Annotated in this window: 9 protein-coding genes; 5 read left to right on the top strand and 4 right to left on the bottom strand. The window is 69.2% G+C overall.

Annotated elements, in window-relative coordinates; all coding sequences use genetic code 11:
- Positions 1 to 14: 14 nt before the first annotated feature.
- The 4 genes from GXZ33_RS01095 (at position 15) to GXZ33_RS01080 (ending at position 6,606) form a co-directional block, all read left to right on the top strand.
- Entirely contained in the window at positions 15 to 980 is a 966-nt protein-coding gene (locus tag GXZ33_RS01095) for a DivIVA domain-containing protein (RefSeq protein ID WP_291339022.1), read from the top strand.
- Positions 981 to 1,242: 262 nt separating this feature from the next.
- The gene (gene ileS / locus GXZ33_RS01090; RefSeq protein ID WP_291339021.1) at positions 1,243 to 4,419 is read left to right on the top strand and encodes an isoleucine--tRNA ligase; all 3,177 of its coding nucleotides are present in this window, start codon (positions 1,243 to 1,245) and stop codon (positions 4,417 to 4,419) included.
- Entirely contained in the window at positions 4,416 to 5,231 is an 816-nt protein-coding gene (locus GXZ33_RS01085; RefSeq protein ID WP_291339020.1) for an EamA family transporter, read from the top strand. Before ileS ends, GXZ33_RS01085 begins: the two co-directional genes overlap by 4 nt.
- A gap of 10 nt (positions 5,232 to 5,241) precedes the next feature.
- Positions 5,242 to 6,606 carry a DNA polymerase IV gene (locus GXZ33_RS01080; protein WP_291339019.1) on the top strand — a complete coding sequence of 455 codons (1,365 nt, stop codon included), beginning with the start codon at positions 5,242 to 5,244 and terminating at the stop codon, positions 6,604 to 6,606.
- Here GXZ33_RS01080 and GXZ33_RS01075 read toward each other — a convergent pair.
- Both GXZ33_RS01075 and GXZ33_RS01070 read right to left on the bottom strand, forming a co-directional pair.
- Positions 6,603 to 8,030: an HNH endonuclease gene (locus GXZ33_RS01075; protein ID WP_291339018.1), complete on the bottom strand. Its 1,428-nt coding sequence runs from the start codon at positions 8,028 to 8,030 to the stop codon at positions 6,603 to 6,605. The two genes, GXZ33_RS01080 and GXZ33_RS01075, sit on opposite strands and share 4 nt — an antisense overlap.
- 94 nt (positions 8,031 to 8,124) lie before the next feature.
- Positions 8,125 to 9,048 carry an asparaginase gene (locus GXZ33_RS01070; RefSeq protein WP_291339017.1) on the bottom strand — a complete coding sequence of 308 codons (924 nt, stop codon included), beginning with the start codon at positions 9,046 to 9,048 and terminating at the stop codon, positions 8,125 to 8,127.
- A gap of 98 nt (positions 9,049 to 9,146) precedes the next feature.
- Here GXZ33_RS01070 and GXZ33_RS01065 point away from each other — a divergent pair, with 98 nt between their 5' ends.
- Entirely contained in the window at positions 9,147 to 9,740 is a 594-nt protein-coding gene (locus GXZ33_RS01065; protein ID WP_291339016.1) for a hypothetical protein, read from the top strand.
- Here the strand turns inward: GXZ33_RS01065 and GXZ33_RS01060 are convergent, their stop codons facing one another.
- Positions 9,741 to 11,408 carry an ABC-F family ATP-binding cassette domain-containing protein gene (locus tag GXZ33_RS01060; RefSeq protein ID WP_291339015.1) on the bottom strand — a complete coding sequence of 556 codons (1,668 nt, stop codon included), beginning with the start codon at positions 11,406 to 11,408 and terminating at the stop codon, positions 9,741 to 9,743. It lies immediately after the preceding gene.
- Positions 11,409 to 11,416: 8 nt separating this feature from the next.
- Positions 11,417 to 12,364 carry a hypothetical protein gene (locus GXZ33_RS01055; RefSeq protein ID WP_291339014.1) on the bottom strand — a complete coding sequence of 316 codons (948 nt, stop codon included), beginning with the start codon at positions 12,362 to 12,364 and terminating at the stop codon, positions 11,417 to 11,419.
- Positions 12,365 to 12,497: the final 133 nt, after the last annotated feature.

Below are 12,497 nucleotides of genomic sequence, written 5' to 3'. Positions count from 1 at the left end.
CGAAGGGAACGCCAATGCCGCTGACACCAGCTGATGTGCACAACGTCGCTTTCAGTAAGCCGCCGATCGGCAAGCGGGGTTACAACGAGGATGAGGTTGACCAGTTCCTCGACCTCGTCGAAGACACCCTCGCCCAGCTGCAGGACGACAACGACGATCTCCGCGCAAAGCTGGAGCAGGGCGGCGCGGGTGCCACCGCTCCGGCCGGTGTCGACGAGGCCAAGCTCCGCAAGGAGATCGAGGACGAGCTCCGCAAGGAGTACGAGTCCAAGCTGGCTGACGCCCGCAAGGCCACCGAGAAGGCAGAGTCCGAGACGAAGAACGTCAAGGCCGAGCTGCAGAAGACCAGGGCGGAGCTCGAGGCGGCCAAGAAGAAGGCGACCACCCAGCAGCAGCAGCCGCAGAAGCTCGTCTCCGGCGGCGCCACCGATCAGGCCGCACCGGCCACCGCGGACACCCACATGCAGGCCGCCAAGGTCCTGGGTCTGGCCCAGGAGATGGCCGACCGCCTCACCTCCGAGGCGCAGGCGGAGTCCCGTTCCATGCTGGACGAGGCACGCACCGCGGCAGAGGCACAGCTCTCCGACGCCGACCAGAAGTCCCAGGCCCAGCTGGCCGACGCGAAGAAGCGCGCCGATCAGCAGATCAACGAGGCCGACACCCGTGCGAAGTCCCTCGTCGCCGACGCTGAGAAGCGCGCGGAGGAGACCACCAACCAGGCGACCTCCCGCGCCGAGGCCCAGATCCGTCAGGCCGAGGAGAAGGCGAACGCCCTGCAGGCCGACGCCGAGCGCAAGCACACGGAGATCATGGCGACCGTCAAGCAGCAGCAGACGGCCCTGGAGACCCGCATCGCGGAGCTGCGCACCTACGAGCGCGAGTACCGCACCCGCCTGAAGACCCTGCTGGAGACCCAGCTGCAGGAGCTCGAGGCCCGCGGTTCCGCGGCCCCGAACGCCGACGCCGGCAAGCAGAACTAGAGCACCACACAGGAACTCCCCGCTGCGGCGGGGAGTTTTTTGTGGCGTGTATAGTGACAACACAGAAGCGATGATCCGGCCATCACCGGGGAGCATCCGGAAGAAAGGCCACCCGCTCAAGGGGGCCGAGTAGAACCGGACGGGTGGGACCGTGACAGACCTTCACCACGAATGAAGTGGGGTGCCCCGGCACCCAAGCAGGGTGGTACCGCGCAGCAGCTGCGTCCCTGCACAGACCAACGACTCGTGAGTGAAGGAAGATATGTCCGAGCAGAAGAAGACCGCCGTGGGCGGCGTGTACCCCCGCGTCGACATGACCGGGGGTTCCTCCCGTTTCCCCGACATGGAGCAGGTCGTCCTGGAGTACTGGAAGAAGGACAACACCTTCCAGGCGTCGCTGGACCAGCGTGAGGGGGAGAAGGAGTACGTCTTCTACGACGGCCCGCCCTTCGCCAACGGTCTGCCGCACTACGGCCACCTGCTCACCGGCTACGTCAAGGACATCATCCCGCGTTTCCGCACCATGACCGGCCATCATGTGCCCCGCGTCTTCGGCTGGGACACCCACGGTCTGCCGGCGGAGCTGGAGGCGGAGAAGCAGCTCGGCATCACCGACAAGGGCCAGATCGAGGACATGGGTCTGGCGAAGTTCAACGAGTACTGCGCCGAGAGTGTCCTCCGTTACGCCGAGGAGTGGAAGGAGTACGTCACCCGTCAGGCGCGGTGGGTGGACTTCGACAACGGCTACAAGACGATGGACCCGGGCTACATGGAGTCCGTCATCTGGGCTTTCAAGCAGCTCTACGACAAGGGCCTGATCTACCAGGGCTTCCGCGTCCTGCCGTACTCCTGGGCCGAGCACACCCCGCTGTCCAACCAGGAGACCCGCCTCGACGACTCCTACAAGATGCGCCAGGACCCGGCCCTGACCGTGACCTTCCCGGTCACCGGTGCCGTCGCCGGTTCGGCCGCGGAGAAGGCGCTCACCGAGCAGCCGCTGCTTGCCGACGCCGCCGCCCTCGCCTGGACCACCACCCCGTGGACCCTGCCCTCGAACCTGGCGCTCGCCGTCCACCCGGAGGTCGACTACGCGCTGGTGCGTGCCGCCGACGGCGTGGTCTACCTCATGGCCGCCCCGCTGGTGGGCACCCTGGCCAAGGAGTTCGGTGAGGAGCACGAGGTCGTCGCCACGGTCCCGGGCGCGCAGCTCGAGGGTCTGCAGTACCAGCCGATGTTCGACTACTTCGCCGACGAGGCCAACGCCTTCCAGGTCATCCTCGCCGACTACGTCACCGTCGAGGACGGCACCGGTATCGTCCACCAGGCGCCGGCCTTCGGTGAGGACGATATGGAGTCCTGCAGGAAGTACGACATCGGGGTGGTCATCCCGGTGGACATGGACGGCAAGTTCACCTCCCAGGTCCCGGAGTACGAGGGCCAGCTGGTCTTCAACGCGAACAGGGACATCATCCGTGACCTCAAGGACCGTGGCCGCGTCCTGCGTCACCAGACCATCGAGCACTCCTACCCGCACTCCTGGCGTTCCGGTGAGCCGCTGATCTACATGGCGCTGCCCTCCTGGTTCGTCCGCGTCACCGAGATCCGTGACCGCATGGTCGAGCTCAACCACGAGGACATCGAGTGGCTGCCGGAGCACGTGCGTGACGGCCAGTTCGGCAAGTGGCTGGAGAACGCCCGCGACTGGAACATCTCCCGTTCCCGCTACTGGGGTTCCCCGATCCCGGTGTGGGTCTCCGACAACGACGAGTACCCGCGTGTCGACGTCTACGGTTCCCTCGACGAGCTCGAGGCCGACTTCGGCGTCCGCCCGAAGTCCCTGCACCGTCCGTACATCGACGAGCTGACCCGCCCGAACCCGGACGACCCGACCGGCCAGTCGACGATGCGTCGTATCCCGGACGTCCTCGACGTGTGGTTCGACTCCGGTGCCATGCCGTTCGCGCAGTTCCACTACCCGTTCGAGAACAAGGAGTTCTTCGAGGACCACCATCCGGCGGACTTCATCGTCGAGTACATCGGCCAGACCCGCGGCTGGTTCTACCTGCTGCACGTCCTGTCGGTGGCGCTGTTCGACCGCCCGGCGTTCAAGAAGGTCGTCGCCCACGGCATCGTCCTCGGTGACGACGGCCAGAAGATGTCCAAGTCCAAGGGCAACTACCCCAACGTCAACGAGGTCTTCGACCGCGACGGCTCGGATGCCATGCGCTGGTTCCTCATGTCCTCGCCGATCCTGCGCGGCGGCAACCTCATCGTCACCGAGCAGGGCATCCGTGACGGCGTGCGCCAGGCGCTCCTGCCGATCTGGAACGCCTACTCCTTCCTGCAGCTGTACTCCTCGAAGCCGGCCCAGTGGTCGGTCGACTCGGAGGACGTGCTCGACCGCTACATCCTGGCGAAGCTGCACGATCTCGTCGGCACCGTCCGCACCGCCCTGGACAACACCGACATCGCCGACGCCACCGACGCCGTCCGTCAGTTCGCCGACGCCCTGACCAACTGGTACGTCCGCCGCTCCCGTGACCGTTTCTGGGAGGGCGACGACCAGCACCCGGAGGCCTTCAACACCCTCTACACGGTGCTCGAGGTGCTCACCCGCGTCACCGCCCCGCTGCTGCCGATGACCTCCGAGGTCATCTGGCGCGGTCTGACCGGCGAGCGTTCCGTCCACCTCGCGGACTACCCGTCCGCGGAGGACTTCCCGGCCGACGCCGAGCTCGTCGCCGCCATGGACGCCACCCGCGGCGTCTGCTCCGCGGCGTCCTCGGTGCGCAAGGCCCACAAGCTGCGCAACCGTCTGCCGCTGCCGTCCCTGACCGTCGCGCTGCCGGAGTCGGAGCAGCTCGCCCCCTTCGCCGCGATCATCCGCGACGAGGTCAACGTCAAGGACATCGAGCTGACCTCCGACGTCGACTCGGTGGGCACCTTCGAGGTCGTCGTCAACGCCCGTGCCGCCGGCCCGCGCCTGGGCAGGGACGTCCAGCGCGTGATCAAGGCCGTCAAGTCCGGCAACTACGAGCGCGTCGGTGACAAGGTCGTCGCCGACGGCATCGAGCTCAACGAGGACGAGTACACCGAGCGTCTCGTCGCCGCGAACCCGGAGTCCACCGCGCGTATCGACGGCCTCGACGGACTCGTCGTCCTCGACATGACCCTCACCGAGGAGCTCGAGGCCGAGGGCTGGGCCGCCGACGTCATCCGTGGCCTGCAGGACGCCCGCAAGGCCACCGGCCTGGAGGTCTCCGACCGCATCTCCGTCGTCCTCTCCGTCCCGGAGGAGAAGAAGGAGTGGGCGGAGCGCCACCGCGGGCTCATCGCCGGCGAGGTGCTCGCCGTGGAGCTCGACGTCACCACCGACGAGCTCGCGGGTGACGCCCACGACGTCGTCAAGGACGTGAAGGCGACCGTCGCGAAGCGATGAACCTCCGCGCCCCGGCGGTGATGATCGCGTCAGGCGTGAGCCTGTACGCGGGAGCCGCCGTGGCGGTCGGGCTTTTCGACGTCCTGCCGCCCGTCATCGTCGCCTGGTTCCGCATCTCCGCGGCGGCGCTGATACTGCTCGTGCTCGTCCGGCCCCGGCTCCCTGACTTCCGGAGCCCCGCCGCGCTGGTCTACGGCCTGGCGACGATGGGCATGAACATGAGCTTCTACGAGGCCATCGCCCGCCTGCCGCTCGGCACGGCCGTGGCGGTGGAGTTCCTCGGCCCCGTGCTCGTGGCGGCCCTCGGGTCCCGTTCGTTCCGGGACTGGCTGGCCCTCGGCCTGGCGACCTCGGGCGTGGTGGTCATCTCCGGGGCGGTGTGGTCGACGGCTGCCGCCGGCATCGCGTTCGCACTGCTGGCGGGTGGTCTCTGGGCGGTGTACATCGTCGTCGGTTCACGGATCGTGGGGGAGTCGGACACCCCGCGGACGTCGATGACCGTCGGTTTCTCCCTGGCGGCCGTGCTGGCCCTGCCGTTCATGGTGTGGCTGTGGCCGGCGGGCGTCGAGACGCCCGGCACCACCCTCCTCGGCCTGGCCCTCGGGCTGGGCGTGCTGTCCGCGGTCATCCCCTACACGCTGGACCAGGTGGTCATGCGGATGGCGGGTGCCTCCTACTTCGCCCTGCTCCAGGCGCTGCTGCCGGTGGTGGCCGCCGTGCTCGGGGCGGTGGCCCTGGGGCAGTGGCTCTCGGGGCCGGAGATCCTCGGCATCGTCCTGGTGGTCGCCGCCGTCGCCCTGCGCCGGCCCTAGGATGGTCGGCATGCAACGCTGGGTCCTCCACATCGACATGGATGCGTTCTACGCCTCCGTGGAGCAGCTGACCCGGCCCACCCTGCGCGGCCGCCCCGTCCTCGTCGCGGGGGTGTCCGGCAGGGGAGTGGTCGCCGGCGCGAGCTACGAGGCCCGTCGTTTCGGGGCCCGCTCCGCCATGCCCACCCACCAGGCGGCCCGCCTCGTCGGCTTCTCCGCCGTGCTCGTCGCCCCGCGCCGCCCCGTCTACGTGGCGGCCTCGCGCCGGGTGTTCCAGCTCATCGGCACGCGTGTCGACGTCGTCGAGCAGCTCTCCATCGACGAGGCCTTCATGGAGCCCGCCGAACTCGTCGGCGCCACCCCCGACGAGGTCCGTGCCTGGGCCGATGACCTGCGTCGACTCATCCGCGAGGAGACCGGCCTGCCCTCCTCCATCGGCGCCGGGACCGGCAAGCAGTACGCGAAGATCGGCTCCGGGCGTGCGAAACCGGACGGCACCTTCGTCATCCCCGGTGACCGCCAGCTCGAGATCCTCCACCCCATGCCCGTCCGGGAACTGTGGGGCGTCGGCCCGGTGACGGAGGGCCGCCTGGCGCAGATCGGCGTCGAGACGATCGGTGACCTCGCCGCACTCTCCGAGAAGGAGGTCACGATCTCCCTCGGCGGCACCATCGGACCCGTCCTGTGGAACCTCGCCCGCGGCATCGACGACCGCCCCGTCGAACCCCGCGCCGAGGCGAAATCCATCTCCGCCGAACACACCTACCCCCGCGACCTCACCACCCGCGCCGAGGTCGACGCCGCCGTCATCCGCGCCGCCGAGGCCGCCCACCGCCGCCTGCTCACCGACGGTCGTGGCTCCCGCACCATCACCGTCAAACTCCGCATGGCGGACTTCCGCATCGAGTCCCGCTCCGCGACCCTGCCCTACGCCACGGACAACCTCGACACCCTCCAGGCCACCGCCTTCCGGCTCGTGCGCTACCCCGAGGAGGTCGGCCCCATCCGGTTGGTCGGCGTCGGCTTCTCCGGCCTCGAGGAGGCCCGGCAGGACGTGCTCTTCCCCGAACTGGACCAGCAGATCGTGGAGGTGGACGACGACTTCGAGTCCGGGGTCAGCGACCACGTCGCCGAACCGGTGGTGCACGTCGAGGCCCCGACGACGGGGTGGCGGGCCACCCAGGACGTCCACCACCCCGAGTTCGGGCACGGCTGGGTGCAGGGTGCGGGGCACGGGAGAGTCTCGGTGCGTTTCGAGACCCGCGCCACCGGCCCCGGAGTCACCCGGACCTTCGACGCGGACGACCCGGAACTCACGCCCGCGGACCCGCTGGCGAGCCTGGCGTGGGACGACTGGTTGGCCGAGGACCACTAGAACGGGGGTGGGTCGGGGTCGTCGACGGGCGGGGAGGTCTGGTTCCAGGGCAGGAAACTCAGCGGCTCGGGCCTCGGCGGTGGCGACCGTTCGGGTTCCTCATGGCGGGCCTGGTAGGCGTCGAACTGCTCGGCGACGGCCTTGCGGTGGGCGTACTCCCGGGCCTTCGCCTTGCGCTGGGCGTAGGTCTGCACCCAGCGGCGCTCCCGCGGGGCGAGCGGACCGGTGGCCAGATCGACGGCGTAGGTGCCGTCCTTGAAGTGCCAGTAGACGTCCCCGGTCACCGGGTCGAGCAGGTAGGTGGCCTGTTCATCGGTTTTCCGGTTGTGGTGGTGTCTGCAGAGCATGACCATGTTGTCCGCACGTGTCGGCCCGCCGTCCGCATGGTTGATGCGGTGGTCACCGTCCAGGTGAGTGGCCTTCGCATTGCAGCCCGGCCAGCGGCACACCCAGTCCCGGCCGATGAGGCAGCACCGGATCCGGAAGGGCATGTCGTGGGCCGGGGTCTCCGCCTGCTGGGCCTCGTCCATGTCGAGGGTGCGGGTGACCATCTCCTGGAGGGTGGCCGCCGCCTCCTCGGTGAGCAGGCCGGTGGTGGGGTGGTAGACGGGGGCGTCGTCGACGTCGTGCGCGGAGTACAGCAGGGAGTTGACCTGGATGGAGGCGGGCTCCAGCAGGAGATCAGCCATGGCGCGGGCCTGGCCGGTCTGACGGGTGTGGGCGGCCTGGGCGATGACGTCCGAGATGAGGGTGCCGGTGGCCTGGTCGACCGTGAGGGAGAAGCGGATGGTGCCGTCCGGCTGAGGCTCCGTGAACAGCGTGGCCAGGCGGGCGGCATCATCGTCCGCCGGGGGCAGGGAACGCATCGTGGCCGCCGGATCCTCACAGGGGACCGGGCCGGCTTCCGGCTCGGGTGGCGGGGTGGGATCACCCCAGGGGGAGGGCTGCGCCGGGGCGGCCAGGTCCTCGACGCTGCGGATGGTGTTGCGCACGGTGTCCGTGATGGCCTTCCGTCCGGGCAGCAGCTGCTGGGGCCGGGAGGGGGTGAAACGCGTCATCAGGTCGTCGTCGAGGGCGGACCAGAAGAAGTCGTCGTGGAGCAGTGCGGAAGGGGCGGTCTTGACCGCGGAGTCGATGATCCCCAGGTGGTGCAGGTCCAGCAGGAAGGTCTCCCGGATCAGGGCCTTGAGCCGGGGCAGCTGGTCGAGGGTGTCGAGGGCATCGAAGTTACGGGTCAGAGGCACCTTGGTCAGGCCCGTGTCCTTGTGGAGGAGGGTGGTCAGGGTGGTCCAGTCCTCGTCGGACTCGACGTCGGCGACCGGGCGGAGCTGGTGCCAGAACTCGTACTCGGCCTTGACGCGGGCGCGCCGGGCACGGGAGTAGAAGCTGCGCGGGTTGAGTACTGACCAGGACGGTTCGGACATGAGGTTCACCCCCTCGTTGAAGCCTCGTTCATGTGTTCGAAACTGAGGCTAGAGCACGCCCCTGACATGGGGGTGATCTCCGGGGGTGGCCCCGCTAAACCAGCAGGTCAGACACGTCATTCCCGGTGGCCAGAGCCACCACCAGCGCCATCCGGGCCTGTCCCGCACGCAGGTGCCCGGCACTCACGGCGCCGAGGGAGCCGAGGGTCGCCCCGCCGCCCCCGCCGCCGTAGGCCAGACCGACCGGGCCGGAGGGGACACGGGTGGTGATCACGACCGGGACACCGGACTCCAGGGCCTCGGCGACACCCGCGCCCATCTCCGGGCCGATGTTGCCCGACCCGAGGGCCTCGATGACGAGTCCGCGGGCGCCGGCGTGCAGGGCGGCGTCGACAAGCGAACGGTCGGCGCCGGGCCAGGAGGCGAGCACCGGGACGGAGACACCGGACAACGGGGCGACGGGCACGGAGGCGGGACGACGGACCTCGCGCGGGACGGTGGAGATGAAGGCGTCGAGATCCGTGGTGTGACGCTTGACCGCCCCGCGGGCCGGGATGGTCCAGCCGCCGAAGGCGATGAGCACCCCCTGCCGGCGGGCGAGGGGATCAGCGGCGAGACGGAGGGCGTCGATGAGGTTGCCCGGGCCGTCGGACTCACGGTGGTCGAAGGCCCGCTGCGCACCGGTGAGGATCACGGGACGGTCGTCGGAGTGGAAGCAGTCCAGCGCGAAGGCCGTGTCCTCCATCGAGTCGGTGCCGTGGGTGACCACGACGGCGTCGATGGACGGGTCCTCCAACGCGGAGTGGACCGCGGCGATGAGTCCGTCGAGCTCGGCGAGGGAGATCGCGGAGGAGTCGAGACGGGTGAGTTCACGGACGGTGACGTCGGCGGGGACGGCGAGGTGGTCACGGACGGCGTCGAGAAGTTCGGTGCCGGAGACCGTCGGACGCAGCGCCCCGGACTCGTCGGTGGTGCAGGCGATGGTGCCGCCGGTGGTGAGCAACGCAATACGGGTCATGGCTCCAGAGTGCCACGCCCGCATGAAGTGTTGCCGTAACTTCCACGCGTGTAGCATGCAGACCAGATGTGCCCCGAAATACAGGAGAGTATTTTTCCGTGAAGTTGATCAAGATGACCGCGATCACCGCAGCACTCGGTGCCGCTCTGGCCATGAGCGCGTGCAGCAGCGAGGACGGCAACGGTGGCACCACGTCCACCACCGGCACCGTCGAGTCCACCGTGACCGACACCACCACGGAGGCGGCCGCCGCCCCGGCACTGCCGACGGCGGATGAGCTCAACGCCATCCTCGCCCGTGCGACCGACCCGGACGTGCCGGTCGAGGAGAAGGTCAACACCGTCCAGGGCGGCGAGACCGCACCGGAGCTCTTTGAGACCATGGCCGCCTCCCAGGCGGAGTCGGGTGCGCAGTTCCAGGTGGTCAACCCGGTCCTGCCGGGCTACACCCCGGACTCCGTCCTCGCGTCGGTCAACTTCATCCTCCCGGACTCCGAGGCCCAGCCGGCCGAGAACGTCGAGTTCATCTACGAGGACGAGACCTGGAAGCTGTCCCAGTCCTGGGCCTGCACCCTGATCACCAACACCGTGGCACCGGAGCAGGTGCCGCAGATGTGCCTCGACTACAGCCCGGCCCCGGCCGAGGAGGCCCCCGCTGAGGAGGCCCCGGTCGAGGAAGCTCCGGTCCAGTAGTTAATCGTCCCGACGGCCCGGCAGGGTGAGCACCTTGCCGCGGCCGTCGGTGCGTACCGCCCACCTGCGGCGGATCCACCGGTCATGGGTGGCCAGCAGCACCGTGCCCGGGAACGTCGACAGGGCCTCCTCCAGCTCCTCCGCCAACGCGAGGGAGAGGTGGTTGGTGGGCTCGTCGAGAAGCAGGATGTCCGGCGGTGACGCCAGGATGATGCCCAGCGACACGCGGCGGCGCTGACCGAGGGACAGCTCGCTCAGGGGGCGGGCGGCGGTCTCCTCGTTCATCAGACCCATCTCGACCAGGGACGGGGACTTCGGGGGCACCTTCGACGCGAAGATCTCCTCCGCGGTGAGGTCGAGGTCGGTCCATTCGTCATCCTGGCTGAGGCGGCCGATGACCACCTCCTCCGGGATGCGGAGTTCCCCCTCGGTGATCTCCCACTTACCCTCGACGACCTTGAGGAACGTCGACTTGCCGGCCCCGTTCGGGCCCTCGATGAGCCAGTGGTCGCCGGGGTTCATCTTCACGGTCAGGGGGCCGAGGCGGTCGCCCACCCAGATGTCCCTGGCGAGGACCGCCGGCTCACCCAGCGACGCCGACGTGTGCTCGGGGATGCCGTGGAAGGTGAGGCGTGCCGGGGGCTTCGGCAGTTCATCGCGTTCGAGCGCCTCGAGACGGTTGCGGGCGGAACGCAGGCGGTTGCCCACCGTCTTGGCGGCACGGTCGGCGTGGAACTTGGCCGCCATGCGGACCTCGGACTTGGACTCCTGACTGTGGAACACGTCCTCCGCGGTCTGCTCCGCAGCTTTCTCCAGGCGGGCCCGCTCGTGCTCCTGCACGGTGTAGAGCTCCTCCCAGCGGCGGCGGATGTCCTCGCGGGACTCCAGGTAGTCGGTGAAGGAACCCGTGAACAGCGTGCCCTGCCGCGTCTCCTCGCCGCCACCGCCCTCGTGCCCGAGACCCGGGTCGAGGTCGACGAGCGAGTCGGCCGCCTTGTCCAGGAAGAAACGGTCGTGGCTGGCCACGAGCACCGGCCCCTTGAACTCCTCCAGCTCCTTGATGAGGAAGTCCACGCCGTCATCGTCGAGGTGGTTCGTCGGCTCATCGAGGACCATCGCGTCGACCGGCCGCAGCAGCAGCGCCGCGAGCGCGAAACGTCGACGCTGGCCACCGGACATGTCGCCCAGCGTCGTCTCCAGCGGCACGTTCGCCAGGCCCAGCCCGGCGAGCACCGTCGCGATACGGGAGTCGAGCTCCCACACGCCGGACTGCTCCGCCATCGCCAGCGCCGCGTCGAACTCCTCCGCCAACCGCGGGTTGTCGGGTTCCTCGGCCATGCGCTCGGAGACCACGGCGATCTGCTTCTCGACGTCGCGCAGCTCCGACACCGCGGCGTCGATCAGCGCGGACGCCGGGGAGGTGAAGGGCAGCTGCGTCTCCTGCTCGATGAAACCGGTGACCGGGGGAGTGGTGATCTCCCCGACGTCCGGTTCCAGCTCGCCGGCGATGAGCTGCAGCAGCGTCGACTTGCCGGAACCGTTCTCCCCGATCAAGCCGGTCACGCGTTCGGAGGGCACGGCGAACGTGATGTCCGTGAGCACCCGCCGGACCGAACCGGGGTAGGTGAAGCTGACACCGTCAACCTTGATGTGGTGTGGGGAGGCCATGGTGGTTCCTAACTGTCGGGGGAGTCAGCGAACGCCAGGGAGGTCGTGGAATCCTGGACCACGCGGACGTCGGAGTCTGCGCCACCGTAGATGACGCGGGTGGTGTAGGAGACACGACCGTCGACCGGCAGGGGGCTGCCGAGGTCGACGACGAGCGTGCCTTCACTGGTGGTGTTCGAGTTGAGGACGTTGAGGGACTGGCCGTCCTCCATCTCCAGGGCACCGAGGGCGGGGCGCTGCTGGACGCTGACGTCCAGGGAGACCCGGTCGCCGTCGATGCCGGTGATGGTGTACGTCGCGGTCTGCAGGAGCGTCGACTCGCCGGTCACGCGGGTGTCCACGGACCAGGTCGCGCCCTCGCCGACGGCCTCCTCCGGGAACACGACCGGCAGGCTGAGCAGCTTCATCAGGGCCTGCTCGACGAGCGCACGTCCCTCGTCGGTGGCCTCCTTTGGGGCGGCCAGGCGGACGGTGGAGACCTCCCCGCCGTCCTCGGCGCGCCAGCCCAGGAGGAAGCCCTCGGCGGAGCGGATGTCGTCGGTGAGCTCGAGGTTGTCGGCGGAGGGCCGCCCGACGCGGAACTCGACGTCCCGGGTCGCGGGGCGCTCGCCCTCGACGGCCTCGTCCGCCACGGTGGTGGTGCCGGTCAGCGGCACGGTCAGACGGGTGACGTCACCGCCGGCCGGAGCCTGCACATCGACGGCGTCGGCGCGCATGATCAGCTGGTCGAAACCTTCGGCGACTTCGACCTCGACGGACTGCTCCGCATCGACGTCCGCGTAACTGAGGACACGGGTGTCGGTGCCGGTGGACACGACGGTGACGCGGGCGGCGTCGACCGGCAGGCCGACGGCGGCCTCGATCGTCGGATCCGGCTGCTCGGATGTGCAGGCGGTGAGGGCGAGAAGGGCGGTGGCGCCGAGAGCGGCGGCGATCCGCGGAACACGGGAGAACACCTCGTCAAGGCTACCGCAGGCAGGTCACCGGGTGGACCCGCACGGCCGTGGTGGGGAATGATGGGGGCCGTGAGTGAGACAAAGTCGAGACCATCCTCCCGGAACGTCACCTTCATGGCGGTGATCATCCTTG

Origin of the sequence: Corynebacterium sp., assembly GCF_012838985.1 — a bacterium.
Classification (GTDB): Bacteria; Actinomycetota; Actinomycetes; order Mycobacteriales; family Mycobacteriaceae; genus Corynebacterium.
This window is presented reverse-complemented; position numbering and strand designations above follow the sequence as displayed.